Source organism: Streptomyces morookaense, from assembly GCF_013030945.1.
GTDB classification, from domain to species: domain Bacteria; phylum Actinomycetota; class Actinomycetes; order Streptomycetales; family Streptomycetaceae; genus Streptomyces; species Streptomyces morookaensis.
Window position 1 is genome coordinate 23,677 of the sequence record NZ_JABBXF010000002.1, and the last position, 24,981, is coordinate 48,657.

At 72.2% G+C, this 24,981-nt stretch carries 23 protein-coding genes; 12 read left to right on the plus strand and 11 right to left on the minus strand.

The features are described from left to right. Nucleotides 1–77 precede the first annotated feature (77 nt). On the plus strand, nt 78–1,709 hold the full coding sequence (locus tag HG542_RS00975) for a class I adenylate-forming enzyme family protein (protein WP_171078030.1): 1,632 nt from the start codon (nt 78–80) through the stop codon (nt 1,707–1,709). Between the two features lie 72 nt (nt 1,710–1,781). Here the strand turns inward: HG542_RS00975 and HG542_RS00980 are convergent, their stop codons facing one another. Further along, nucleotides 1,782–3,296: a YfcC family protein gene (locus HG542_RS00980; protein ID WP_171078031.1), complete on the minus strand. Its 1,515-nt coding sequence runs from the start codon at nt 3,294–3,296 to the stop codon at nt 1,782–1,784. Between the two features lie 83 nt (nt 3,297–3,379). Next, the gene (locus HG542_RS00985) at nt 3,380–4,474 is read right to left on the minus strand and encodes a DUF1152 domain-containing protein (RefSeq protein ID WP_171078032.1); all 1,095 of its coding nucleotides are present in this window, start codon (nt 4,472–4,474) and stop codon (nt 3,380–3,382) included. A gap of 62 nt (nt 4,475–4,536) precedes the next feature. Between HG542_RS00985 and HG542_RS00990 the strand changes: the two genes are divergently transcribed. Then, nucleotides 4,537–5,928, plus strand: coding sequence for an STM4012 family radical SAM protein (locus tag HG542_RS00990; protein ID WP_171078033.1), 1,392 nt, complete (start codon nt 4,537–4,539; stop codon nt 5,926–5,928). Here HG542_RS00990 and HG542_RS00995 read toward each other — a convergent pair. Beyond that, nucleotides 5,916–6,821, minus strand: a complete 906-nt coding sequence (locus tag HG542_RS00995; protein ID WP_171078034.1) for a DMT family transporter — start codon at nt 6,819–6,821, stop codon at nt 5,916–5,918. The genes HG542_RS00990 and HG542_RS00995 overlap by 13 nt on opposite strands. Nucleotides 6,822–7,112: 291 nt before the next feature. Between HG542_RS00995 and HG542_RS01000 the strand changes: the two genes are divergently transcribed. The 6 genes from HG542_RS01000 to HG542_RS01025 are packed head-to-tail and all read left to right on the plus strand — an operon-like array spanning nt 7,113 to nt 11,626. After that, entirely contained in the window at nt 7,113–7,733 is a 621-nt protein-coding gene (locus HG542_RS01000; RefSeq protein ID WP_171078035.1) for a GTP cyclohydrolase I, read from the plus strand. 9 nt (nt 7,734–7,742) lie between these two features. Continuing rightward, nucleotides 7,743–8,078: a hypothetical protein gene (locus tag HG542_RS01005; RefSeq protein ID WP_171078036.1), complete on the plus strand. Its 336-nt coding sequence runs from the start codon at nt 7,743–7,745 to the stop codon at nt 8,076–8,078. A gap of 7 nt (nt 8,079–8,085) precedes the next feature. Next, complete coding sequence (locus HG542_RS01010; protein ID WP_171078037.1) at nt 8,086–8,586, plus strand: SLOG cluster 4 domain-containing protein; 501 nt, start codon at nt 8,086–8,088, stop codon at nt 8,584–8,586. A 3-nt stretch (nt 8,587–8,589) separates the two neighbouring features. Then, nucleotides 8,590–9,291, plus strand: a complete 702-nt coding sequence (locus tag HG542_RS34665) for an NUDIX domain-containing protein (RefSeq protein ID WP_171078038.1) — start codon at nt 8,590–8,592, stop codon at nt 9,289–9,291. After that, on the plus strand, nt 9,288–10,553 hold the full coding sequence (locus HG542_RS01020; protein WP_171078039.1) for an MFS transporter: 1,266 nt from the start codon (nt 9,288–9,290) through the stop codon (nt 10,551–10,553). Before HG542_RS34665 ends, HG542_RS01020 begins: the two co-directional genes overlap by 4 nt. Then, entirely contained in the window at nt 10,550–11,626 is a 1,077-nt protein-coding gene (locus HG542_RS01025) for a nitric oxide synthase oxygenase (RefSeq protein ID WP_171078040.1), read from the plus strand. Before HG542_RS01020 ends, HG542_RS01025 begins: the two co-directional genes overlap by 4 nt. Here HG542_RS01025 and HG542_RS01030 read toward each other — a convergent pair. From HG542_RS01030 to HG542_RS01055, 6 genes are all read right to left on the minus strand, one after another. Then, nucleotides 11,623–12,954 carry a nucleobase:cation symporter-2 family protein gene (locus HG542_RS01030; protein WP_171078041.1) on the minus strand — a complete coding sequence of 444 codons (1,332 nt, stop codon included), beginning with the start codon at nt 12,952–12,954 and terminating at the stop codon, nt 11,623–11,625. The genes HG542_RS01025 and HG542_RS01030 overlap by 4 nt on opposite strands. A gap of 49 nt (nt 12,955–13,003) precedes the next feature. After that, the gene (locus tag HG542_RS01035) at nt 13,004–14,365 is read right to left on the minus strand and encodes an 8-oxoguanine deaminase (protein WP_171078042.1); all 1,362 of its coding nucleotides are present in this window, start codon (nt 14,363–14,365) and stop codon (nt 13,004–13,006) included. Between the two features lie 42 nt (nt 14,366–14,407). Next, nucleotides 14,408–15,301: a factor-independent urate hydroxylase gene (gene pucL / locus HG542_RS01040; RefSeq protein WP_171078043.1), complete on the minus strand. Its 894-nt coding sequence runs from the start codon at nt 15,299–15,301 to the stop codon at nt 14,408–14,410. Between the two features lie 2 nt (nt 15,302–15,303). Next, on the minus strand, nt 15,304–16,134 hold the full coding sequence (gene uraD / locus HG542_RS01045; protein ID WP_171078044.1) for a 2-oxo-4-hydroxy-4-carboxy-5-ureidoimidazoline decarboxylase: 831 nt from the start codon (nt 16,132–16,134) through the stop codon (nt 15,304–15,306). Between the two features lie 75 nt (nt 16,135–16,209). Beyond that, nucleotides 16,210–16,566 carry a helix-turn-helix domain-containing protein gene (locus HG542_RS01050; protein ID WP_171078045.1) on the minus strand — a complete coding sequence of 119 codons (357 nt, stop codon included), beginning with the start codon at nt 16,564–16,566 and terminating at the stop codon, nt 16,210–16,212. Continuing rightward, nucleotides 16,563–16,823 (minus strand): hypothetical protein, encoded by a 261-nt coding sequence (locus HG542_RS01055; protein WP_171078046.1) that lies wholly within the window; start codon nt 16,821–16,823, stop codon nt 16,563–16,565. Before HG542_RS01055 ends, HG542_RS01050 begins: the two co-directional genes overlap by 4 nt. A gap of 108 nt (nt 16,824–16,931) precedes the next feature. Between HG542_RS01055 and HG542_RS01060 the strand changes: the two genes are divergently transcribed. From HG542_RS01060 to HG542_RS01075, 4 genes are all read left to right on the plus strand, one after another. Then, entirely contained in the window at nt 16,932–17,747 is an 816-nt protein-coding gene (locus tag HG542_RS01060) for a TIM barrel protein (protein ID WP_171078047.1), read from the plus strand. Nucleotides 17,748–17,814: 67 nt separating this feature from the next. Beyond that, nucleotides 17,815–18,705: a 2-hydroxy-3-oxopropionate reductase gene (locus tag HG542_RS01065; protein WP_171078048.1), complete on the plus strand. Its 891-nt coding sequence runs from the start codon at nt 17,815–17,817 to the stop codon at nt 18,703–18,705. 11 nt (nt 18,706–18,716) lie between these two features. Continuing rightward, the gene (gcl, locus tag HG542_RS01070; protein ID WP_218038989.1) at nt 18,717–20,426 is read left to right on the plus strand and encodes a glyoxylate carboligase; all 1,710 of its coding nucleotides are present in this window, start codon (nt 18,717–18,719) and stop codon (nt 20,424–20,426) included. A gap of 212 nt (nt 20,427–20,638) precedes the next feature. Continuing rightward, the gene (locus HG542_RS01075) at nt 20,639–21,325 is read left to right on the plus strand and encodes a hypothetical protein (protein WP_171078049.1); all 687 of its coding nucleotides are present in this window, start codon (nt 20,639–20,641) and stop codon (nt 21,323–21,325) included. A gap of 158 nt (nt 21,326–21,483) precedes the next feature. On the opposite strand, the gene HG542_RS01080 is transcribed toward HG542_RS01075, so the two are convergent. Together HG542_RS01080 and HG542_RS01085 are read right to left on the minus strand one after the other, a co-directional pair. Continuing rightward, nucleotides 21,484–23,097, minus strand: a complete 1,614-nt coding sequence (locus tag HG542_RS01080) for an AMP-binding protein (RefSeq protein ID WP_171078050.1) — start codon at nt 23,095–23,097, stop codon at nt 21,484–21,486. Further along, nucleotides 23,094–24,794, minus strand: coding sequence for an AMP-binding protein (locus HG542_RS01085; RefSeq protein ID WP_171078051.1), 1,701 nt, complete (start codon nt 24,792–24,794; stop codon nt 23,094–23,096). Before HG542_RS01085 ends, HG542_RS01080 begins: the two co-directional genes overlap by 4 nt. Nucleotides 24,795–24,981 lie beyond the last annotated feature (187 nt).

The following is a 24,981-nucleotide window of genomic DNA, read 5'->3' on the forward strand; positions in this document are numbered from 1 at the left end:
GGGGCGCCGTTCATGTCTCAAGGGCCGCCTCGCAGATGACCCCGTGCTGCCAGAGCCTCTCACCGGCATGTTTGTATATGCCAGTGATCGTTAACGCACAGGAAACATCCGGGCCGCGGATATACATCGAGCGCATTCTGGAGCATTGGAACCGGGACGAGGACGCCGAGGCGCTCGTCCAGGGGGCGCAGCGGCTGACCAGACGGGAGGCTCGGCGGCAGCTGTTCAGGCTGGGGCATGCGCTGCGCCGGCAGGGGCTCGCGCCCGGCGACGGGGTGGGGCTGTTTCTGGCCAACCGCGTGGACTCCGTGCTCGTGCAACTCGCCGTCCATCTCATCGGCTGTCGCGTCGTGTTCCTGCCGCCCGAGCCGGGGCCCGGCGAACTCGCCGCGCTGGTCGAGCAGTCCCGGGCGCGCGTCGTGGTCACCGACCCGACCTTCGCGCAGCGGGCCGCCGACGCGGCCGGCCGCAGCGTCCACGCCCCCGCACTGCTCGGCCTCGGGCCCTGTGAGCAGCAGTGCCCGGACCTGCTGGCCCTGGCCGCCGAGTGCCCGGACGTGCGCCCGGAGGGCGTGCCCGCCCCGGGAGCGGACGAGGCCGTCACCGTCCTCTACACCGGCGGCACCCTGGGCCGGCCCAAGCTGGCCGCGCACAGCCACCAGCTCTACAACATGCTGCTGGACCTGGTGGACGACGCCGAGCAGGACTCCGGCTCCACGCTCTTCCCGGCCATGGACGAGGGCACGGACAGGGTGCTCGTCTCCACACTGCTCACGCACGGCAGCGGTCACCTCACCTCGCTCCAGGCTCTGGTGACGGGGTCCACCCTCGTCGTGCTGCCCGAATTCGAAGCGGGCGCGGCGTTGACGGTGCTGCGCGAGGAGCGCATCACCGCGACGATGTTCGTACCGCCGATGCTCTACGCGGTGCTCGACCACCCGGAGTGCAAGCCGGGCGCCCTGCCCGCGCTGCGGGGGATCGTCGTCGGCGGCGCGGCCACGTCGCCCAGCCGGCTGCAGCAGACGGTCGAGGTGTTCGGGCCCGTGCTCAGCCAGGGCTACGGGCAGTCGGAGGCGCTCGGAATCAGTGCCTTCGGTGCAGAGGAACTCGTCTCGGAGGCAGCCCGGCGCCCCGAGCTCTGGCGCAGCTGCGGTCGCGCCATCAGGGATGCCGAGATCGAGATCCGTGGTGAAGGGAGCACAGCGGCACTGCCCGTCGGGCAGGTCGGCGAGGTGTGCGTCCGCGGCGAGACGGTGATGCTGGGCTACTTCGAGGACCCGGAGCGCACCGCGGCGGCCCTGCACGACGGCTGGCTGCGCACCGGGGACCTGGGGTACCTCGACGCCGAGGGGTACCTCTACCTCGTCGACCGGGCCAAGGACATCATCGTCACCGGCAGCACCAGCGACAACGTGTACTCGAGGGTGCTGGAGGACTTCCTCCTCACGCTGCCCGGTGTGCGCAATGCGGCGGCGGTGGGGATGCCGGACGAGGAGTACGGGGAGGCCGTGCAGATCTTCCTGGCCACGGCCGAGGGCGCGGACGTCGACCCGGAGGCGGTCGGCGCTGCGGTGACCGCCGAGTTGGGCGAGCTGTACACGCCACGGGAGACCGTGCTGATGGATCGGCTGCCGACGACCAAGGTGGGCAAGGTGGACAAGAAGGCGCTGCGCGCCGCGTGGCTGAGCGGGGACTTGCGCACGGTGTAGGTCCACCTCGGCCTTCCGCCCTTTCCCCCCTTTCCGGCCTTTCACCGGGAAAGGGCGGAAAGGGCGGCGCCGTCAGCTCATCACCGCACCCAGCGCCACGAACCCGCAGATCAGCACCGCCAGGATCACCAACAGCGGCCAGACGAACCGCAGATACCGGTCGTACCCCACCTTGGCGAGAGCCACCCCGCCCACCACCACGGCCGTGGTCGGCACCCACAGGTTCATCCAGCCGCTGGCCGACTGCCAGGCGGTCACCACCACCGACCGCGCCACGCCGGCGAACTCCGCGAGCGGAGCGAGAATCGGCATCGCCAGCGTGGCGTGGCCGGATGTGGAGGGGATGAGGAAGGCCATCGGCAGGTTCACCAGGTAGATCAGGATGCCGAAGGCCACCGCGGGGGTGCCGGAGACGACGCCCTCCATGGAGTGCAGCACCGTGTCGATGATCCTGGCGTTCGTCATGATGACGGTGACACCGCGCGCGAGGACGATCACCAGGGCCGGCGCGATGAAGTCGGCCGCGCCCTGGACGACCGCGGCGCTCAGCCGCTGCTCGCCGAGGCGGGCGACGAGCCCCACCAGCAGGGCCGCGACGATGAACAGCGCCGCCAACTGCGCGAAGGACCAGTCGAGTTCCCACCCGTAGGGGGCGGCGTCGGACCTTCCGGTGAGCGCCGTGGACCACGGGATCACCGAGAAGATCATGAACGCGAAGACCAGGGCGACCGTCACGAGCACGGCCTTCTGGAGCCCCGTCAGCTCCGGCGGCTCCACGGCCTCGGCGGCCAACTCCCGGTCGCCGGGCCGGAAGCCGACCAGCGAACGGCCCGGGTCGGCCCGCACCCGGTGCGCATAGCGGATGACGTAGCCGATGGTGACGCCGGTCAGGACGAGCCACATCGCGAAGCGCAGCGCGATCCCGTCGCCGAGCGAGATCCCGGCGGCCGAGGAGGCGACGCCGGTGGCGAAGGGGTTGACGGTGGAGGCGAGCACGCCGATGCCCGCCCCGAGGATGATCGTGCCGGTCGCGACCATGCGGTCGTAGCCGAGCGCGAGCATCAGGGGCACGATCAGCCCGTAGAAGCCGAGCGTCTCCTCGGCGAAGCCCTCGACGGTGCCGAGGACGGAGAAGACGGTCATGATCCCGGCGATCAGCAGCGCCCCGCGGTTGCGCAGCCGGTGGGCGAGTCGCTCGATGCCGCGGTCCAGGGCCCCGGTGGTGAAGACGACGGTGATGAACGCGCCGATCGCGAGGACGAAGAGGAAGACGCCGGCGCTGCCGTAGAGCGTGCCGGTGGCGTCGGGCGAGACCTGGCCGGTCACCGGGTCCCGTACTCCGTAGAGCCCGTTGACGGGGGCGAGGAAGAGGTCGCCGAGGCGGTGGACGAAGTCGCCGGGGGCGGCCTCGCGATGGTAACTGCCCTGGAGCGGGTGGCCGGCGGGGTTGCGCCGGTAGGTCCCGGAGGGGACGACGAAGGCGAGCACCCAGACGGCGACCGTGACGGCGGCGAGCACGGTGAGGGCACTGGGGAAGGTGAATCGGGGCTTGTGGTGGCCTTCGGTTGGGTGGTTCACGGGGATCATTTTGCTCAGATTTGCCCGGTATTGCGACGATGCCGCGCCCCGTAAGGGACGCGGGGAACTGCGCGATCAGCCACAGGCGGCAGTCAGCGGCCCACGTTCAACCGCCACAGCGGCGGCGCAGCCCGCCCCTTCAGCCGCCCCCGCAACAGTGCCAACTCCCCCGGCGACAGCGCCAATTCCTCGGCGAACCGCCGAGTCGTCACGTACTCGATCCCCAAGGCCGCAGTCCGCCGCTCCCAAGCGGCGAACCGCTCGTACAGAGCACCGGCATCCACCACAGCGTCCGCCGAGCCGACGGCGCCGCCGAACCCGCGCGCCGCACGGAAACGCTCGCGCGCCACCTCCGAAAACCCGCACACCGAGCGGCAAGCGGACTCCGCCTCGGCCAATCCCTCCACCCCCTCCAGCGCCCGCGCCAGCCGGTTGATCTCCAGGACGCGTTCCAGCGGCAGCCGGTACACCCGGGCACTCGCGGGCCCGAGCACCACCGGGACCGCCGCATCGCGGGTGCCGCACACCCCCCGGACGCCGCGGGCCGCGGCCACCAGCAGGGCGCTCGCCTCGGAGGGGTGCCAGTCGAAGACGGCGTCCACACACCGGGCATGCCCGGCGGTCAGCGTGAACGCCGGCTCCCCCAACCGGGGCAGCAGGTCCGCCTCCGGCACCTCGGAGTCCAGGCCGGGGCCCGCGACGTGGACAGCGGTCGGCAGTCCGGCGCGCCGGCAGGCCGCCACCGCCAGCGCGTCGCCCAGCGGGCTGCGCAGCGTGGGTTCGCTGCCGTCGGCCACCACGTCCCCGCCGACGTCGACGATGTCGACGCGGTCGGCCCCGCAGTACGCGGCGGCCTCGGCGATCTGCCGGGCCATGCCCGTGCTGCCCGTGTACGGGTCGAGGATGCCGAGTGCGGGCTTCAGCGCGGCGGCGAGCCGCGGCAGGAGCGAACCGGCGGGCGGCACGGGCGCGGACCGCGGGGTGACGAGGTGCAGCAGTTCGCCGACGCGCTCGGTGCCGGTGAAGTCCGCGGGGCTGCGCGGGCCGGGAACCGGGTCGACGACCAGACGCTCCCAGGCGTACGTCAGGACCAGGGCCGGAGTGTCCTCGCCGTACAGGGCCGCGTGGACCATGGCCGTGGTGATGGCGTCCCCGCCTCCTCCGGCGGCAATCAGAAGTCGCCTCATGGTCCTGAGAGTTACCCGGAAAAGTTGTCCGACGCACCTATGCGTCTGTGTACCGTGCCTCCATGGCCAACTCAGTTCCTGTACACCTGACTTACGGACCTGCGCTCCCTGTTCCCGAGACGCCGTACCGGCAGTATGTGTACGCCTATCCGCACCAGAAGGCCTACCGGCTGCTGGAGAACGGCCCGTTGCTGAGCGACGTGTGGACAAGTGAGCGGCTCGACGCGCTTTCGCTCTACGTTCACATCCCCTTCTGTGAGATGCGCTGCGGATTCTGCAATCTCTTCACCCGCACCGGTGCCCCGGAAGACGTCACCGGCGCGTTCCTGGACGCGTTGGAGCGACAGGCCCAGGCGACCCGTGGCGCCCTGGAGGCGGCCGGGCGTCCCGTGCGCTTCGTGCTGTCGGCCTTCGGCGGCGGCACGCCCACGTACCTCACCGCGGCCGAACTCACCCGCCTCTGCGACATCTGCGAGGACGTGACGGGAGCGGACCTCGCGGCCGTGCCCTGGTCGGTCGAGACGTCGCCGGCCACCGCGACCGCGGACCGGCTGGCCGTTCTCGCCGAGCGGGGGGCGACGCGGCTGAGCATCGGGGTGCAGAGCTTCATCGACGCAGAGGCGCGCGCCGCCGTCCGGCCGCAGAAGCGGGCCGAGGTGGAGGCGGCGCTGTCCCGGCTGCGGGAGGCCGGCTTCCCGGTCCTGAACATCGACCTCATCTACGGCATAGACGGTCAGACCGAGCAGTCGTTCCGGATCTCCCTCGATGCCGCGCTGGCCTGGCGGCCGGAGGAGATCTATCTGTATCCGCTGTACGTACGCCCGTTGACCGGTCTGAGCGCCCGGCACGACAAGGACGGCAGACTGTGGGACGACCAGCGGCTGCGTCTGTACCGCTACGGCCGTGACCACCTGCTGGCCAACGGTTACGAGCAGACCTCCATGCGGGTCTTCCGGCGCACCGGCACTCCCGCCGCCGAACGCGCGGAGGACACGAGCATCGGCGAGTACAACCAGCAGGCCGGCATGGTCGGACTCGGCGTGGGCGCCCGCTCGTTCACCACCGACCTGCACTACACCACGGACTACGCGGTGGCCGTGCCCGAGGTACGGCGCATCATCGACGGCTATCTGGCCACGCCCGCCGAGGAGTTCGCGCGGGCGCAGTGGGCGTTCAGAATGGACGACGGCGAACGGCGCCGGATGTTCGTCCTGCAGACGCTCCTGGAGTCCGGCGGCCTGCCGGTGGACGGCTACCGGCAGCGGTTCGGCACGCCGCCCCTGGACGACTTCGCGGCCGAGTTCGCCACGCTCGGGGAGCGGCAGTGGCTGGACGCGGACGGGGGCGGGGTGCTCCGGCTCACTCCGGAGGGGATGGCCTGGTCGGACGCCATCGGCCCGCTGTTCTTCTCGCCACGGGTCCACGAGGCGATGGCGGGCTATCAGGACCGTTGAGCCAGGGGTCCGCGCGCGGACCGGCGACCCGGGGTCACGGAGACGACGACCAGTCCCGTGAGCAGCAGCGCCGCTCCGCACACGGCCGGGGCGGGCGGCCGTTCACCCAGCAGTGCCACCCCGAGCACGGTGGCCACCAGCGGCTCGGCGAGGCTGAGGGTGCCTGCGGTGGCCGCGTCGATCCGGCCGACGCCGCTGGTGAACAGCCAGTAGCCCAGCGCGGTCGTGCCGATGCCGAGCCAGCAGACGAGGACCAGGGTGCGCGGGCTCGCGAGGCCCCCGGGGGCCGCCGCGATCCACGGCGAGACGAGAACTCCCGCGCACAGCACGCTCATCGGCGCCGCCGCCGCGGTATCCGCCCCGCGGCGGGCGAGCCGACCGGTGAGGGCGATGTACACGCCGAAGGAGGCACCGGCCACGATGCCGAGCAGCACCCCCGGGACGTCGGCGCGCACGGTCCGGCCCGGCACCAGCAGCAGGGCGATCCCGCCCACCGCACAGGCCGTGCCCCACCACCACGAGCGGCCGGGACGCTCGCCGGTCGTCCGGTGCGCGCACCACCCGGAGACGGCCGGTACCGTCCCGAAGGCGACCGCGGTCGCGAGCGCTGCGCCGCAGCGGTCCACCGCCTCCAGGAAGCACGCCTGGAACGCGGCGGTGACCAGGATGCTCAGCAGCATCAACCGGCGGACACCGGGCGCCCACAGCGTGCGCAGTCCCGCTCCGCGGACGGTGAACAGGGCGAGCAGCAGGCCGCCCAGCAGCATCCGGCAGGCGCCGACGGACACCGGCGAGGCCGTGGTGCCGGAGAGGAGCTGGGCGGGGCCGACCGTGCCCCACAGCAGTGCCGCCAGGAGCACCGGCACCTCGCCGCCGGTCCGTCGCCATCCCACGGAAGCCGATGCTAAACGGGCCGGGCGGCCCGCAACCACTGGCGGAACCAACCTGTTTGCAGGGTGCACGGGGTGGTGCGCTCGTGCTTTTGCACCGGCCGCGCACCCCAGCAGCAGGTCACGCACCTCTTTGTACGACTTTTAACTGCCTCTTGCACGCCTGTTGACGGGAGATCGTCACCGTTCCTAGCCTGACGGACGACCGTTTCATGCATCACCTAACCGGCGAACTCCGGTGCACCCCGTGCCCGTTGGCAGCGGGGTGACCGGTCGTGCCCGAAGGGCGGCATCATGACGGAATTCCAGCAGCCGCATTCACCGCTTCCCCCCAAGCCGGTGGATGTGGACGTGATCGAGAACGCCATCGCCGATCTGTTGCGCGGTCTCGGCCAGGGCGACAAGAGCGAAGTGATGGCCCAGACCCCGCGCCGGGTGGCCGAGTTGTACGCCCAGACGATCAACCCGGGCGACATCGACATCGAAGAGGACTTCAAGGTCTTCGACAACCCCGGGATGCAGGACCTGGTCCTTGTCAACGACGTGCATTACGTATCCATGTGCGAACACCACCTGGCCCCCGCCTTCGGGATCGCCCACCTCGGCTACGTCCCCGACCGCAAGGTGGCCGGCTACTCCAAGCTCAAGAAGGGCCTCAACTACCTCGCCCGCCAGCCGCAGCTCAACGAGCGCCTGGTGGTGGACGCGGTGGACTTCCTGGAGGCGCGGCTGCAGCCGAAGGGCATCGGCCTGGTGCTGCGCAGCGCCCACTGCTGCATCGCGCTGCGGACCAACGCGCCCAGCCAGGAGGTCGTGACGGTGTTCGAGCGGCGCGGCGTACTGCGCGAGGAGCAGTACTGGCAGCCGCTCTGGCAGAGCGCGGTCGCGGAGAAACCCTCCTTCCTGGGAAGGTAGGTGACAGGCATGGACCGAGGACCGCAGGCCGGGCTGCAGACGGACGACGTGCAGCAGCTGGCCAACCAGATGCGGCAGGCGCTGCAGACCTGCTCCGTTCACACGGTCGGCCCCCTGGCCGCCTACGAACGGTGCACGTCGGCCCTTGACGGGGGACGGATCACCTCGGAAGAGTTCCAGGAGATCGGCCGGAGACTGGTCGCCCTGTCGGAGGAGCGCATGCACCGTTACGAGGCCGAGGGCGAGCGCCCCGGCACCTCGCAGAAGATCAGCCGGGAGAAGCGGCTCATAGGTTTCGTCGACGCGCTCTTCGCCCTCGGTATCCGCAAGCAGAAGGAGGACTGACAGCACCGTGGAGAAATGGCCGGACACCCTCGTCGCCGTCGTCGGCAAAGGGCGCAACTGCCCTCCGGAAACCTACCGGTTGGCCCACGAGGTGGGCGGTCTCGTGGCACGGCAGCCCGGCTGCCTCCTGGTGACCGGCGGTCTCGGGGGCGCGATGGAGGCCGCCGCGCGCGGTGCCAAGGAGCACGGCGGCCGGGTGCTGAGCCTGCTGCCGGGCTCGGCGAACCGGACGACCGCCCCGTACGCGGGGGCGGATCTCGTCCTGGACACCGGGCTGACCGCGAACGGCCGCAACATCGTGCTGGCCAACGTGGCCAGTGCCATGATCGCCGTCCCCGGTTCGCACGGCTCGCTCCAGGAGATGATCGTCGCCCTCGACGCGGAGCGGACCGTGTGGGCCGTCGGGGACCACGCCACCCGGCTCCCCGGCGTCGAGTACCTGTCGTCCACGGCCGAACTCGCCGACCGGCTCGGCGCGTTCGCCAAGGCCGCCGAGAGCCGCGGTTAACCGATGGGCGCCGTCGTCCTGACCGTCGACCTGGCCGTGCTGGCCCATGACGGCAACAGCGCCGGCAACGGCTGGCACGTCCTGCTCGTCCGCCGGGGGACCGAGCCGTTCCGGGGCCGGTGGGCACTGCCCGGCGGCAAGGTCCGTGCCGGGGAGGACGCGCCGGCCGCGGCCTGCCGGGAGCTGCGGGAAGAGACGGGCGTGCAGGTCGCCCCCGCCGAACTCGCCCCCGTCTCCTGGCACACGGCACCGGACCGGGACCCCCGGGGCCGCTACGTGAGCCTGGTGTACGCGGTGCTGCTGCCCGCCCTGCCCGGCGCGCGCGGCGGCGACGACGCGGCGGAGGCGTGGTGGCAGCCCCTGCCCGCGCCTCCGGACGGCTTTCCCGGCGCCGCGACGGAGGAACGGTTCGCCTTCGACCACGCCGCCGTCCTCCTGGAGGTGCTGCATCGCGCACCGCACGGCCCGTCGGCGGTGCCGCACGTGCGGGAGGCGACCGCCGCGGACGGCCCGGAGGTCCGGCGCCTGCTGCGGGCCCACGGCAGGACCGCGGGGGAACCCACGCGCGTGGCGGCACTGGGCGGCTTCCTCGTGGGCTGCGCGCTCCCCCACGACGAGGTCCTCGTCCACCGCCGCTGGCAAGGGCTGGGCGTAGAAGGGCAGTTGACCGGCGAAGACCGGTCCCGGCAAGGACGGCACCCATGACCGCAGCCACCGCACAGGACGCCCGCCTCGGGCGCGGCGCGATCGTGCTGCTCACCGTGGGCACCGGCCTGTCCGTCGCCAACAACTACTACGTGCAGCCGCTGCTCGGCGCCATCGGCCGCGAGTTCGACCTGCCCGCGGGACAGGCCGGGCTGCTGGTCACCGTGGCGCAGAGCGCGTACGCCGCGGCCCTGCTCCTCGTCCTCCCGCTCGGCGACCTGCTCGAACGGCGCCGGCTCATCGTCGGCCTGTGCACGGCCTGTTCCGCCAGCCTCGTCCTGATGGCGAGCGCCGGTTCGGAGGCCGTCCTGCTGGCGGGGGCGGGGCTGGTGGGGCTGTGCTCCGTCGTCACGCAGGTGATGGTGCCCTACGCGGCTTCCCTCGCCGCTCCCGACCGGCGCGGCCGCGTGGTGGGCACGGTGATGGCCGGGCTGCTGTGCGGCATCCTCTTCGCACGGACCGTGGCGGGTGCGGTGGCGCAGTGGGCCGGGTGGCACGCGGTGTACTGGTGGGCGGCGGGCATGATGCTGCTGCTGGCCGTGGCGGCCCGGGCAGTGCTGCCGGCGTACCGGGAGGCGGGTGCTCCGGATTACCGGCGCCTGGTCGCCTCGGTGTTCACCCTCTTCGCCCGGGAGCCCGTGCTGCGGCTGCGGGCGGCGTACGGGGCTCTGTCGTTCGCGGCGTTCAGTGTGCTGTGGACCTCCCTGTCCTTCCTGCTGTCCGCGCCTCCCTACTCCTACTCGACCGGCGCCATCGGCCTGTTCGGACTGGCCGGACTGGCCGGGGCGCTGGCCGCGGCCCGGGCCGGGCGACTCGCGGACCGCGGGCTGGCGGGCGCCGTCACGGGCGCCACCGCACTGCTGCTGTTCCTGGTGTGGCTCCCCCTCGGGCTCGGCGGCACGCTGCTGCCGGTCCTCGTGCTGGGCATCGTCGTGTTCGACCTGGCCGCCCAGGGGATGCACATCACCAACCAGAGCGAGATCTACCGCCTGGCACCCGAGGCCAGGTCCCGGCTCACCTCGGCCTACATGACGACGTACTTCCTCGCGGGCGCGGCGGGTTCGGCGCTCGCCTCGCTGGCCTGGGCCCGGTGGGGCTGGACCGGGGTCGCGCTCCTGGGCGCCGTGTTCGGGGCGGCGACGACCGCCCTGTGGCTGGCCTCCGCGCGGCGCTCCCGGCCGCCCGAGGGCTCGTGTGCGGCGGACGCGCCGGACACGGCGCAGGCCGGAACTCCCGACTCGCCGGAAAGCCGTACGCCATGAGGCGGGAGGCGGTCCGCGCCGCGGCGGAGGCGTTCGTGCGCCTCCACCACCACGAGAACCCCGCCGCGGGCCCGCCCGAGCCGCGGCTGGCGGAGGTGGCCGAGGAGATCTCCCGCACCGGGACCTACCGGCACACGCCGGAGGAGCTGGAGTTCGGGGCCAAGGTCGCCTGGCGCAACAGCGTCCGCTGCATCGGCCGGCTGTACTGGCGCTCGCTGACGGTGCGGGACCGGCGGGACGTGAACACTGCCGAGGAGATCGCCGAGGAGGCGGTCCGGCACCTGCAGCAGTCGACCAACGGCGGGCGGATACGCCCGTACGTCACGGTGTTCGCCCCCGACGCGCCCGGGCGGCCCGGGCCGCGCATCCACAACGCCCAGCTCGTGCGCTACGCGGGCTACTCGCGCCCCGACGGCTCCGTCCTGGGCGACCCGGTGAGCGTGGAGCTCACCGCTCTCGCGCAGGGCCTGGGCTGGCCCGGCGGGCCGGGCACCCCGTTCGATGTGCTGCCGCTGGTCGTGGAGGGCTGCGGCGAGAAGCCGCGCTGGTTCGAGCTGCCGGACTCGGCGGTGCTCCAAGTGCCGCTGACGCACCCGGAGTTCGACTGGTTCGTGCAGCTGGGCCTGCGCTGGTACGCGGTGCCGGCCGTCTCCGACATGCGGCTGGAGATCGGTGGCGTGGGCTATCCGCTGGCCCCTTTCAACGGCTGGTACATGGGCACCGAGATCGGCGCCCGCAACCTGGCCGACACCGCCCGCTACGACCTGCTGCCGCAGATCGCGCGGCTGATGGGACTGGACGTCTCCCGGGACCGCTCGCTGTGGAAGGACCGGGCGCTGGTGGAGCTCAACGTCGCCGTGCTCCACTCCTTCGAACGGGCGGGAGTCGCCATGAGCGACCACCACACCGAGGCCCGCCGGTTCCTCGACCACGTCGCCCGCGAGGAACGCGCCGGGCGGCAGGTCGGGGCCGACTGGTCGTGGATCGTGCCGCCGCTCTCGGGGGCCGCCACGCCCGTCTTCCACCGCTACTACGACACCGAGCAGCGCTTTCCGGCGTTCCTGCACCCTTAGGGGGCGCCCCTCGCGGGGCGCCGGTTCAGCACCGCGTTCAGCACCACCGCCGTCACGCACGCCGCGCTCACCCCCGAATCCAGGATCGTCCTCAGGGTGGCGGGCACCGCCGCGGCGCCGTAGAAGTCCCGGGACACCACGGGAATCATCCCGACCCCCAGCGACACCGCCGCCACCAGCAGGTTCTCGCCCTTGTCGAGCCCGGACCGCGCCAGTACCTCCACTCCGCTCACCGCCACCGAGCCGAACAGCACGACGGCCGCACCGCCCAGCACCGGCCGCGGCACCACCGCGATCAACGAGGCGGCGACGGGGCTCAGGCCGAGGAGGACGAAGACGACCCCGCACGCGGCGACGGTGAACCGGCTGCGCACCCGGGTGATGGCGACCAGGCCGATGTTCTGCGCGAAGGCGCTGTTGGCAAAGCCGTTGAAGAAGGGGCTCAGCGCCGTGCCGAGGGTGTCCGCCCGCAGGCCGGCCGCGATGACCTGCTCGTCCGCCGGGCGTTCGACGATCTCGCCGAGGGCGAGCATGTCGGCCGTGCTCTCCGTCATGGACACCAGCATCAGCACGCACATCGAGACGATCGCCGGCAGCGTGAACTGCGGGTGCCCGAAATGGAAGGGGGCGGGGAAGCCCACCACCGCCGCTTCCCGCACGGGCGTCGCGTCGACGGCGCCGACGGGGACGGCGAGCAGGGTGCCGGCCACCAGGCCCAGCAGAATCGCGATCTGCTGCAGGAATCCCCGCAACAGCCGCCGCAGCGCCAGCACGATCACCAATGTCGTTGCCGCCAGGGCGAGATCGGTCATGGAGGCCGGCCGATCGGTGTGACCGTTCTGGATCCAGCCGAAGGCGACCGGAAGGAGCGACATGCCGATCAGCGTGATGACGGACCCGCTGACGACGGGAGGGAAGAAGCGGACGAGTCTGCAGAAGTACGGGGCCAGTACGAAGCCCAGCACGCCCGCCACCATGACGGCCCCGTAGATGACGGGCAGGGCGGTGCTCCGGTCCGCCCGGCCGTCGGCGACCGCGAGCATCGGTGCGACACCGGCGAACGAGACGCCGTTCACGAACGGCAGCCGCGCGCCGACCTTCCAGAAGCCGATCGTCTGGAGCAGCGTGGCCAGCCCGGCCGTGAAGAGGCTCGCGCCCACCAGGAACGTGAGCTGAGCCGGGCGGAGCCCGACGTACGCACCGATGACCAACGGCGGTGCCACCACGCCCGCATAGCTGGCGGCGACGTGCTGCAGGCCACCGGCGAGCAGTCTGCCGGGCCCCGGCAGCCGGTCCACGGGGTGGACGCCACTGGGCGGAGCGGCCACGGCGGTTCCTCCTGTCGGTGGGGGTGGGGGCGCCCGATGGCCGCCCGGCTCAGCCGGCGGCGATCCGCGCGAGGCGCCGGGCCTGGTCGCGGGCCTCGCGGGCGATGTCGTCCTCGTCGGCGGTGACCAGCCGCCCGTGCTCGACGACCGGGCGCCCGTCGACGAGGGAGAGGGTGACGGGCGCGGGGGCTCCGAGCACGAGGGCGGCGACGGGGTCGGCGATGGTGGAGTGGCCGAGCCCGTCCAGCTTCCACAGCACCAGGTCCGCGAGCTTGCCCGCCTCCAGCGACCCGGTCTCCGTGGCCCGGCCCAGCACCTGGGCACCGCCGTACGTCCCCATCCGCAGTGCCTGACGCACCGTCAAGGCATCGGATCCGCCCGCCAGTCGGTTGACGAGAAGGCTGTTGCGCAGTTCGGTGTGCAGTTCCCCGGACTCGTTGGAGGCCGTGCCGTCCACACCGAGCCCGACCGGGACTCCGGCGGCGAGCAGGGCGGGGACGGGGGCGGTCCCGGCGGCGAGGCGGGCGTTGGAGGACGGGCAGTGGGCCACGCCGGTGCCGGTGCGGGCGAAAGCCGCGATGTCGGCGGCGTTCATGTGGACGCAGTGCGCCATCCACACGTCCTCGCCCAGCCAACCGGTCGATTCCAGATACTCGGTGGGCCCCATGCCGAACAGTTCCTTGCAGAACTGCTCCTCCTCCACCGACTCCGAGCCATGGGTGTGCAGCCGTACGCCCTTGCGGCGGGCGAGGGCGGCCGATTCGCGCAGCAGCTCGGTCGAGACGGAGAACGGCGAGCAGGGCGCGACGCCGATGCGCAGCATGGAGTCGGGTGACGGGTCGTGGTGGGCGTCGACGGCCGCCTCGGTGGCGGCCAGTGCGGCCTCGGTGGTCTCGACGGCGAAGTCGGGGGGCAGCCCGCCCTGCGACTGCCCCCGGTCCATCGAGCCGCGGGTGGGGCTGAAGCGCACGCCCAGTTCGCGGGCCGCGCGGATCTCGGCGCCCAGCAGGTCGCCGGCGCCGCGGGGGAAGACGTAGTGGTGGTCCATGGCGAGGGTGACGCCGCCGCGGACCATCATGGCCAGGGAGCCGCGCGCGGCCGCGTAGAGCATCTCCTCGTCGATGCGCGCCCAGACGGGATAGAGGGCGACGAGCCAGTCGAAGAGGATGGCGTCCTGGGCGAGGCCGCGCGTGAGCCACTGGTAGAAGTGGTGGTGGGTGTTGACCAGGCCGGGCGTGAGCAGATGCCCGGTGCCGTCGATGCGCCGGACGGCGCCGTCCGGTTGCCCGGGCGCGGGCCCGGGTCCCACGGCTTCGATCCGGTTGCCCGCGACGACGACGTGCCCGGAGGCGTACTCGGTGTCGTGGGCGTCCACGGTGGCGACGGCGCAGTTCTCGATGACGATGCGCACGGTTGAATCCTTTCTGCCGGGGAACTGCGCGGGCAGCCGCCGTCAAAGAACGGCGAGGCCGGCCTCCGCGCCCTCGCGCAACACGGTGGCCTCGATGAGCCCATAGGGGCGATCCGCCACGAAGTACACCTCGTTGTCGTTCTTGAGCCCGAACGGCTCCAGGTCCACGAGGAAGTGGTGCTTGTTGGGGAGGGAGAGCCGTATCTCGTCGATCCCGGGACACCGGTCGACGACCCGCGTACCCATCGCGTACAGCGTCTGCTGCAGCGAGTACGAATACGTCTCGGCAAAGGCCTGCAGCAGGCAGTCCCGCGCCCGCGCGTACACGTCGTCCCAGTCCGCGCCGGCGACCCCCGCATCGTCCGTCGCGCCGTGCCGCCAGCGGGCGTTCACCTCGGTGGCGAGGATCCGGTCGCGGGTCTCCTGGAGCGTGGTGTAGCGGTCCTTCACATAGCCGTGGAACTCGGAGTCGGTGGAGTTGAGGACGGTGAGGCCGGTGAGCCCGGAGATGATCTGCCATCGCTCGCCGTCGTAGGTGATCTGCGCGGTGCGGGTCTCGCGGTTCGCGCGGACGAAGGAGTGCCGCGCCTCGCGGGTGTCCGAGGGCGGGATCCGCTCCCACACGTACTCCTCGATGCGGATCCGTGCGGTGGTGATCGCCTCCTGACTGGTCACGAAGTGCCGGGCGAGGCGCATGCCGAACTGCTCGGCCGAGGCGATGCCGTGTTCCTTGGCGAAGGCGAAGACGGTGTTCTTGGTGGCGTCGGTGGTCAGGACGTCGGCGTTGGAGCCGGTGAGGTGGGTCGCGGTCAGGTCGCCGGAGAGCGCGACGGAGACGTTGAGGTCCTTGATGTGGTGGACGGCGCCGTTGCGGGTGATCCGCACGACGCGGCTCTCCGCCTTGCCGTACTGGTTCTGGCCGAGCATCGCAGGCATGGCTAGCTCCCTCGGTAGACGGAAAAGCCGAACGGGCTGAGCAGCAGCGGTACGTGGTAGTGCTCGCCGGGCGCGACGGCGAAGGCGACGGCCACTTCGGGGAAGAAGCCGGCGCCGCAGGGTTCCGTCGCGAAGACCAGGCGGGCATGGGGCGCCTCCGCCGGGAGGGCGGGGAGGTCCTTGCAGCGCCCGTCGGAGTCGGTCGCCGACGTGCCGAGGGGCTGCCAGGCGGTGCCGCTGCCGTCCCGTACGGAGAGGGCGACGGCGACGCCCGCGGCCGGGCGGCCGGCGGCGGTGTCCAGGATGTGCGTGGAGACGGTCGCTCCTTCCGTGCCGGCCAGGCGGGCGAGCCGCAAGCGGTTGATCTTCGCGAGCTCCTCCCGCACGATCTCGCGCTCGCGTTGCGGGGAGTTGTCGATTCTGTTGCGGACGGCGTCCAGCATCTCCTCGGCGCTGCGGCCGGTGGCGCAGATCAGGAAGACATGCCCGAACTTCTCCTGGTAGGCGAGGTTCGACGCGAGCATCTCGGCGCGGAGTGCGGCCGGAGCGCCCGCCATGCCGCGCTGTTCGCGGGCGGAACCGGGGTCGCCGGGCTCCGGCCGGCCGATGGGCGGATGCCCGGCGAGCGCCTCGTCCAGATCGGCCGGGCCGAGACGCGCCACGGCGGCGTCGCTCGCCGCGTAGAGGGCCTCGGCGTCGGGATAAGGGCGTCCCGCAAGAACTTCTTTGCCCCATGCGTCACTTGCGCAGACGGTGCGCAGTGCGGCGAGGGCGGTGGCGTCGTCGGCCGCGTTGAAGCGGCCGAGGGCGGGTGGTGCCGAACTCGGTGTCACGGTGACCTCCGTTCGCTGGGCTCAGCTAACGCCTGCGGGAGATTGCCGTCAACAGTTTGTTGAATATCTGCGGCCCTACGGGGCGCGGTTCAGATAGTTGTAGACGGTGAAGCGGCTCACCCCGAGCGCGGCGGCCACCGTCTCGACGCCGTGCCGCAGGGTGAAGGCGCCGCGCGCCTCCAGGTTGCGGACGACCGACTGCTTCTCCCTGCGGTCGAGTTGGGCCAGCGGCATCCCGTGGCGGCGCTCCAGGTCGGACAGGATGCGGTCGAGCGAGTCCGCGAGGTGCGGGAGGCGTACGGCCACGACCGGGCTGCCCTCCCAGGACAGCACCACGTCGTCGGCGCCGGCCGCCTCGGGCTCCAGCAGTTGCCCGCCGAGGGCGGCCACGAGCGGCTCGACGGCGGTACGGAAGGGGTGTTCGTCGCTCACGCTTCCCGTCCCCCCGTGTCGCCGAGGACGTTGACCTGCACCGAGACCCGGGTGGCCCCGGAGGCGAGCGAGGTGCGCAGCACCTCGCCGAGGGCGGCGAGCACGGCGTCGGCCGCGCCCTCGACCGTGTTGCCGAACGGCCCGACATCCACCGCATCGAGCGCGGCACCCTGCACCGCCTCGCGGGCCGCCACCGCGTGGGGCGGGGGCTCGTCGAGGTCGAAGGGCTCGGTCGTGAACTCCGCTCGCAATCGCACGCCGTCAACCTACTGCCTGGCGGCGGACCTTGACAGCGCCGGACGGCAGTGAGCAGTCTTTCGTATGACAGAAGTCAACTTCCGCTATACGGAAGGAATGTAGACGCTGTGCACGGCTTCGATGTGAATCTGTCGATCCTCTTCACCGAACTCCCGCTGCTGGAACGGCCCGCGGCCGCAGCAGCAGCGGGCTTCGACGCGGTGGAGCTGTGGTGGCCCTGGCCGGAGGAACCGGTGCCGCAGCCGTCCGGACTCGCCGCACTGCGCGACGCGCTGCAGCACGCCGGCACGCAGCTCGTCGGGCTGAACTTCTACGCGGGCCGGCTGCCCGGCCCGGACCGGGGTGCACTGTCGCTTCCGGGCGCGGAGTCGGAGCGGTTCCGCGCGAACGTCGAAGTGGCCGCGGCCTTCGCGGAATCGGTGGGGTGCAAGGCGCTCAACGCGCTGTACGGGAACCGTGTTGCATCCGCCGCCCCCTCCGAGCAGGACGAACTCGCCCTGGACAACCTGGTGTTCGCCGCCCGCGCCGCCGACCGGGCAGGCGCCGTGCTGCTGATCGAGGCGCTGAACACGGCCGAGTCGCCCGACTACCCGGTGGTCACCGCGGACCGGGCGGCCGAGGTGGCCGCGGCGGTGAACGCCGTGACGGGCCTGGGCAACGCGAAGATCCTGCTGGACCTCTACCACGTGGCGATGGGCGGGGCGGACGTGGCGGCGGTCGTCGACCGCCACGCGGAAAGCGCGGGCCACGTACAGATCGCGGACGTACCGGGGAGGGGCGCCCCGGGCACGGGGGCGCTCCCGCTGCGGGACTTGATACGGCGGGCGCGGGGCGCCGGGTACGGGGGCCGGATCGGCCTGGAGTACACCCCGGTCGGCCCGAGCGCCGACGCCTTCGACTGGCTGCACGGGTGCGCCCCGTAGGGGCGCCCCGTCAGGGGCGCACCCCTACGAGGCGCTACCGAACCCCACTCGGAGAGGACACACACCAATGCGCATCGCCTGGATAGGCCTCGGCATCATGGGCTCCCCCATGGCCGAGAACCTCCTCAAGGCCGGTCACCCGGTCACGGGGTACACCCTCGAACAGCACAAGCTCGACCGCCTCGCCGCCGCGGGCGGCACCCCGGCCGCCTCCGTCGCCGACGCGGTCCGCGACGCGGACGTCGTCGTGACCATGCTCCCCGCCGACCCGGACGTCACGGCCGTGGCCGGGGAGGTGCTGGCCCACGCCGCCCCCGGCACCCTCTACATCGACATGTCCACCGTCTCCCCCGCCACGGCTGCTCATCTCGCAACTGCCAGTGCCGCGAAGGGTGTCCGCTTCCTCGACGCCCCCGTCTCCGGAGGGGAGGCCGGAGCCCTGGAGGGCACGCTCTCCGTCATGGCCGGCGGCCCGGCGGACGACTTCCGGGCCGCAAAGCCGCTGTTCGCCGCGCTCGGCACCACCGTCGTCCACTGCGGCAGCGCTCCCGGATCCGGCCAGACCGTCAAGGCCGCCAACCAGCTGATCGTCGCCGTCAACCTCCAGGCCTGCGCCGAGGCCGTCGTCTTCCTCCGGAAGTCCGGCGTGGACCTCGACGCCGCCCTCGACGTCCTCGCGGGCGGCCTCGCCGGCTCGACGGTCCTCGCGCGCAAGCGGCACAACTTCCTGGACCGTACGTACGCCCCGGGCTTCCGGATCGACCTGCACCACAAGGACATGGGCATCGTCACCGCCGCCGCCCGCGAGGCCGGTGCCGCCCTCCCCGTCGGCGGCGTGGTCGCGGGGCTGGTCGCCGCGCTCCGCGCACAGGGGGACGGCGCCCTGGACCACTCCGCGCTGCTGCGCGGGGTGGAACGGCTCTCCGGCATCCCCACCGAGGAGTGCACGTGCCCGTGAACGTACGCACCATGCCCGCCATGCAGGCCGTCGTGCACATCCTCGAGGACGAGGGCGTCGACATCGCCTTCGGCTGCCCCGGCGCCGCCGTCCTCCCCCTCTACCAGGCGATGCAGCAACTCGGCGGCATCGACCACCTCATCGTCCGCCACGAGGAGGGCGCCGCGCACATGGCCGACGGCTGGGCCCGGACCACCGGCCGGCCCGGCGTCGCCATCGCCACCTCCGGCCCCGGCGGCACCAATCTCGTCACCGGCCTCTACACCGCCTTCGCCGACTCGATCCCGATGGTGTGCATCACCGGCCAGGCCGTCTCCACGAAACTGCACCAAGAGGCCTTCCAGGCCGTCGACATCGTCGGCATCGCCCGGCCCGTCACCAAGTGGGCAGTGCAGGTCGAGGAGGCGGCGCAGATCCCCTGGATCTTCCGCGAGGCGTTCCGGACCGCCCGCCAGGGGCGGCCGGGGCCGGTGCTCGTCGACATCCCGGTCGACATCGCCCGCCGCGAGATCGTGTACGACCCCGCCCTCGACACCCGGCTGCCCGTCGCGCCCGTCCCACCCCATCCGCCGCGCGTCGAGGCCGCGTTGGACCTGCTGCTCGCCGCCGAGCGGCCGCTGGTCCTGGCGGGCGGCGGGGTGATCCTGGCCGACGCGTCGGCGGAACTGCGCGCACTGGTCGAACACCTCCGCGTCCCCTTCCAGGTGACCCTGATGGGCAAGGGCGTCATCGAGGACGACCACGAGCTGCACCTGGGCACCACCGGCATCCAGACCTCGCAGCGCTACGCCAACGCCTCGTTCCTGGAGGCCGACTTCGTCCTGGCCGTGGGCGCCCGCTTCGGCGACCGGCACACCGGGGCGGACACCGCCGTCTACCGGGGCGACCGCACGTTCGTCCACGTCGACATCGAACCCACCCAGCTCGGCCGGGTCATCGCACCGGATCTCGGCATCGTCTCCGACGCCCGGCTCTTCCTCGCCGCCCTGCTCGCCGCGGCCCGGGCCCGCGGCGCCCGGCCCCGCACCGACGCCTGGACGGCGCGCTGCCGCGAGCTCAAACGCACCCTCATCCGCCGCGACGACTTCGACGACGTGCCCGTCAAGGCGCCCCGCGTGTACCGGGAGATCAACGAAGTCTTCGGCGAGGACACCTACTTCGTCACCGCCATCGGCCTCTACCAGATCTGGGGCGGCCAGCACCAGAAGGCCCATCTGCCCCGCCGCTACCAGGTGTGCGGCCAGGCCGGGCCGCTCGGCTGGGAGCTCCCCGCCGCCATCGGCGTCAGGAAGGCGCTGGAGGGCATGGGCCGCGGCGGCACCGAAGTCGTGGGCATCGTCGGCGACTACGGCTTCCAGTACACGGTGGAGGAGCTGGCCGTGGCGGCGCAGTACGACGTGCCGCTCGTCCTGATCATGCTCAACAACACCTACCTGGGCCTGATCCGGCAGGCGTCGGCCGGCTACGGGATGAACTACCAGGTCGACATCCACTACGACGAGACGGGCACGGACACCGTCAAGATCATGGAGGCCTACGGCTGTTCCGGCCGCCGCGTCACCGACCCGGCCGGCATCCGCCCGGCGATCGAATGGGCCCGCAAGGAGGCCGTGGCGACCTCGCGGCCGGTGCTGGTCGAGATCATGATCGAACGCGAGGCGGATGCGCCGCACGGTCAGGAGATCGACTCGGTGCAGGAATCCGAGGGCGCCGCCCCATAAGGGGCGCTGGGGGCACCTCTGGGGGTCCCCCCCCCAGCGGTAGCTGGGGGAGGTAGCTGGGGGAGGAACTGCGCGACCAGCCACAACGCACCCGCACCCGAAAGACGACGCTCCAGCGGGGCCACGGCTTACGGAATCGCTCCCCCGAGCGCCCGGCATCGTGGACGATGGGGTTCCCATACCCCGCTCTCCATACCCCGCTGGAGCCGAAGATGGCCAAGAGCGTGCCGGTGCAATGCCCCACGTGCCACCGGGAGCACTCCTTCACCCCGCCCACCTTCCCCTGTGCCTGCGGCGCTCCCCTCACCCTGCCGGTTCTGCCGGACGCGGCACCCGAGTTACTCGGGCACCGCACCTGGCGGGACTCCTGGGTGTCGGTGCGCTGCACCGCCTGCGACCGCGAGGGCCAGTGGCCGCGGCCGGAGTTCGGCTGCTCGTGCGGCGCCGTGATGCGGCTGCCGGTGCCGGACGACGAGGCCGCCGCACCGGATGCGCCGCCGCGGGCCGGGACGCGCCCCGCCTTCCGGCCCGTCGCCATCCGCACCGAGCGCGATGCCGTCATGGCCGCCGAACGCTATCTGCGCTGGCTCGGCTTCACCGATGTGCGCCGCCCGGGCAACTGCCCGGCACCCGCCGTCGCGGGAGTCGACCTGCGCGCCACCGGCCTCGTCGCCCGGGTCGACCCGACGACCCTCCCCACCACGCTGCGCGACGTCGAATGCCTGTGGCTGCACGGCCTGCTGGACTCCGCGGCCGCCGTCTGCTTCTCCCTGGCCGGGTACGCGCCGGATGCGCGATGCCGCGCCGACGACCTGTGCCTGCCGCTGTTCGTCCTGGACCTTGCCGGGACGCCGCAGCCGTTGAACGACTGGGCGGACGAACTGGTGAAGCGGGGCTGAGCCGTGCCCCGTAAGGGGCGCGGGGAACTGCGCGACCAGCCACGACGCACCCGCAGCCGACGTCCCCGGGGCTTCGCCCCGGACCCCACGGTAGTGCGTCGGCTGCAGGCCGGTGGGGGCCGGTCGCGCAGTTCCCCGCGCCCCTTACGGGGCGCCCCCTACGGGGCGCCCACGGCGCGCAGTTCCACCTTTCGCACCTTGCCGCTCACCGTCATCGGGAACGCCTCCAGGATCCGTACATACCGCGGCACCTTGTAGTGCGCCAGCCTCCCCCGGCAGAAGCGCGCGAGCTCCTCGCGGCTGAGCGTGTCCGCCGGGTTCCGCAGGATCACGCAGGCCATGATCTCCTCGCCGTACTTCTCGTCCGGCACTCCGACGACCTGCACGTCGGCGATCTTCGGATGGGTGTGCAGGAACTCCTCGATCTCGCGCGGGTAGACGTTCTCCCCGCCCCTGATGATCATGTCCTTGATGCGGCCGACGATCCGGACGAAGCCGTCCTCGTCCATCACCGCCAAGTCGCCCGTGTGCATCCAGCGTTCACCGTCGATCGCCTCGGCCGTCCGCTCCGGGTCGTTCCAGTAGCCGAGCATCACCGAGTACCCCCGGGTGCACAGCTCCCCCGGCTCCCCGCGCGGCACGACCTCGCCCGTCGCGGCGTCGACGACCTTCACCTCGACGTGCGGCTGCACCCGCCCCACCGTCCCGGTGCGCCGCTCCAGGTCGTCGTCCCGGCCCGTCTGCGTGGAGACCGGCGAGGTCTCCGTCATGCCGTAGCAGATGGCGACTTCGGCCATGTGCATCTCCGCCACCACCCGCTTCATCACCTCGGCCGGGCACGGCGAGCCGGCCATGATCCCGGTGCGCAGCGACGACAGGTCGTACGTGGCGAAGTCGGGCAGCGCGAGCTCGGCGATGAACATCGTCGGGACCCCGTACAGCGCCGTGCAGCGCTCGCGTTCCACCGCGTGGAGCGCAGCCGTGGCGTCGAACAACGGGGACGGCACGACGATGCAGGCACCGTGCGAGGTGGCCGCGAGGTTGCCCATGACCATGCCGAAGCAGTGGTAGAAGGGCACGGGCAGCGCGATGCGGTCCTCGGCGGTGTAGCCGAGGGCCTCGCCCACGAAATAGCCGTTGTTGAGGATGTTGCGGTGGGAGAGCGTGGCCCCCTTCGCGAAGCCCGTGGTGCCCGAGGTGTACTGGATGTTGACCGGGTCCTCGCAGCGCAGGCCCGCCTCGCGCGCGGCGAGCCGGGCCGGGTCGGTGCGCCGGCCGAGTTCGACGAGCCCGGTCCAGGTCGGGTCGTCGATGTAGACGACGTCGCGCAGCGCCGGGCAGCCGGAGCGCACCTGCTCGACCATGCGCCGGTAGTCGCTGGTGCGGTGCTCGACGGAGGAGACGAGCAGCGAGATGCCCGCCTGGCGCAGCACGTAGTCCAGTTCGTGCACCCGGTAGGCGGGGTTGACGTTGACCATGACGGCGCCGATGCGGGCGGTGGCGTACTGGACCAGTACCCACTCGGGGCAGTTGACGGCCCAGATGCCGACCCGGTCGCCCTTGGCCACACCTTTGGCGAGCAGCCCGAGGGCGACTTCCTCGACCGCCCGCCCGAACTCCGCGTACGTCCAGCGGCGTCCGCCCGGGACGTCGACGAGTGCTTCGCGGTCGCCGAAGGCCGCGACCGTGCGGGCCAGGTTGGCGCCGATGGTCTCCTCCAGCAGCGGCGTGTCGGTGGGGCCCGCCGCGTAGGAAGGTGTGGGGGTGCTCACCGGTGGTCCTCCTCCCGGTACTCGGCCGTACCGTCGCCCTGCGCGGTGCGCTCGCGCAGCTCGATGCGGCGGATCTTGCCGGAGACGGTCTTGGGCAGGTCCGCGAACTCCAGGCGGCGGATGCGCTTGTAGGGGGCGAGCACGGCCCGCGAGTGGGCGAAGAGGGCCGCGGCCGTCTCCGGGCCGGGCTCCCACCCCTCGGCGAGGACGACGTACGCCTTCGGCACGGACAGCCGCACGGGATCGGGTGCGGGGACGACCGCGGCCTCGGCCACGGCCTCGTGTTCGAGGAGGGCGCTCTCGAGCTCGAAGGGCGAGATCTTGTAGTCGCTGGACTTGAACACGTCGTCGGCGCGCCCGATATAGGAGATGTATCCCTCCGCATCCCGTGCCCCGATGTCGCCGGTGCGGTAGTAACCGCCCTGCATCACCTCGGCCGTGCGCTCCGGGTCGCCCGCGTACCCGGTCATCACGCCGACGGGCAGGGCCGAGAGGTCGACCGCGATCTCGCCCTCGCCGGCGGGCTCACCGCTCTGCGGGTCGAGCAGGGCGATGCGGAATCCGGGGCTGGGCCGGCCCATGGAGCCCGGCTTGAGCAGCTGGCCCGGCGGGTTGGCGACCTGGACCGTGGTCTCGGTCTGGCCGAAGCCGTCGCGGATGGTCAGCCCCCACGAGCGCCGAACCGCCTCGATGACCTCGGGGTTGAGCGGTTCGCCCGCGGAGACGGCCTCGCGGGGCGGGGTGCGCAGTGCGCCGAGGTCGGCCTGGATCAGCATGCGCCACACGGTGGGCGGTGCGCAGAAGGTGGTGACGCCGCAGCGGTCCATCTCGGCCATCAGGCGCGCGGCGTCGAAACGGGTGTAGTTGTGGACGAAGACGGTGGCTTCGGCGTTCCAGGGGGCGAAGAGGTTGGACCAGGCGTGCTTGGCCCAGCCCGGCGAGGAGATGTTGAGGTGGACGTCGCCGGGCCGCAGGCCGATCCAGTACATGGTGCTCAAGTGCCCGATGGGGTAGGACACATGCGTGTGCTCGACGAGCTTGGGGCGGGCGGTGGTGCCGGAGGTGAAGTAGAGCAGCAGGGGGTCGCCGGCCCGGGTGGGCCCGTCGGGGGTGAAACCGTCGGGGGCGGCGTACGAGTCCTCGTAGGCGAGCCACTGCCCGCCGGCCGGGGCGCCCCCGACGGCGATGCGCGTGTAACCGCCAGGCACCTCGGCGAACTTGGCGGCGTCCCCGGCCCGTACGACCACGTGCCGCGCACCGCCGCGCCCGATGCGGTCGGCGAGGTCGGCGGGACCCAGCAGCGGGGTGGCCGGGATGACGACGGCGCGCAGCTTCATCGCGGCCAGGGCCGTCTCCCACAACTCGGCCTGGTTGCCGAGCATGACGAGGATGCGGTCGCCGGCCCGTACCCCGTGGCCGCGCAGCCAGTTGGCCACCCGGTCCGAGCGGCGGCGCAGGGCGTCGAAGGAGTGGCGCTCCTCGCTGCCGTCCTCCTCCACGATCCACAGCGCGGTGCGGTCGTTGTTCTCGGCGATGCAGTCGAACCAGTCGAGCGCCCAGTTGAACGTCTCGGGCCGCGGCCAGACGAACCCCTCGTACGCCGCCTTGTAGTCCTCGCGGTGGGCGAGCAGGAAATCCCGTGCGGCCCGGAATCCGCTCGCGGCGCCGGTCTCGTCGGCGGGTTTCGTTGCCGTCACTCTTCCTCCTGGTTGCTGCGTTGCCGTGTTGCCGTGTTGCTGTTCCGGACAGCCCCCGCGTTCGGCACAGGCCTGTCACAGGCCCATTCACAGGCCCACGTCAACGAGCCGTCAAGGGTGCACCGGGCAGGGTCAACAGGCTGTCAAGGAGGCGCTCGTCCGGCACCGGTCCGGGCATAGCGTGAGC

Excerpts from the sequence above, each read along its gene's own strand:
- HG542_RS00975 (WP_171078030.1), top strand. The coding sequence starts at position 78 with ATGCCAGTGATCGTTAACGCACAGGAAACATCCGGGCCGCGGATATAC.
- HG542_RS00980 (WP_171078031.1), bottom strand. The coding sequence starts at position 3,296 with ATGATCCCCGTGAACCACCCAACCGAAGGCCACCACAAGCCCCGATTC.
- HG542_RS00985 (WP_171078032.1), bottom strand. The coding sequence starts at position 4,474 with ATGAGGCGACTTCTGATTGCCGCCGGAGGAGGCGGGGACGCCATCACC.
- HG542_RS00990 (WP_171078033.1), top strand. The coding sequence starts at position 4,537 with ATGGCCAACTCAGTTCCTGTACACCTGACTTACGGACCTGCGCTCCCT.
- HG542_RS01000 (WP_171078035.1), top strand. The coding sequence starts at position 7,113 with ATGACGGAATTCCAGCAGCCGCATTCACCGCTTCCCCCCAAGCCGGTG.
- HG542_RS01005 (WP_171078036.1), top strand. The coding sequence starts at position 7,743 with ATGGACCGAGGACCGCAGGCCGGGCTGCAGACGGACGACGTGCAGCAG.
- HG542_RS34665 (WP_171078038.1), top strand. The coding sequence starts at position 8,590 with ATGGGCGCCGTCGTCCTGACCGTCGACCTGGCCGTGCTGGCCCATGAC.
- HG542_RS01020 (WP_171078039.1), top strand. The coding sequence starts at position 9,288 with ATGACCGCAGCCACCGCACAGGACGCCCGCCTCGGGCGCGGCGCGATC.
- HG542_RS01025 (WP_171078040.1), top strand. The coding sequence starts at position 10,550 with ATGAGGCGGGAGGCGGTCCGCGCCGCGGCGGAGGCGTTCGTGCGCCTC.
- pucL (WP_171078043.1), bottom strand. The coding sequence starts at position 15,301 with ATGCCTGCGATGCTCGGCCAGAACCAGTACGGCAAGGCGGAGAGCCGC.
- HG542_RS01065 (WP_171078048.1), top strand. The coding sequence starts at position 17,815 with ATGCGCATCGCCTGGATAGGCCTCGGCATCATGGGCTCCCCCATGGCC.
- gcl (WP_218038989.1), top strand. The coding sequence starts at position 18,717 with ATGCCCGCCATGCAGGCCGTCGTGCACATCCTCGAGGACGAGGGCGTC.
- HG542_RS01075 (WP_171078049.1), top strand. The coding sequence starts at position 20,639 with ATGGCCAAGAGCGTGCCGGTGCAATGCCCCACGTGCCACCGGGAGCAC.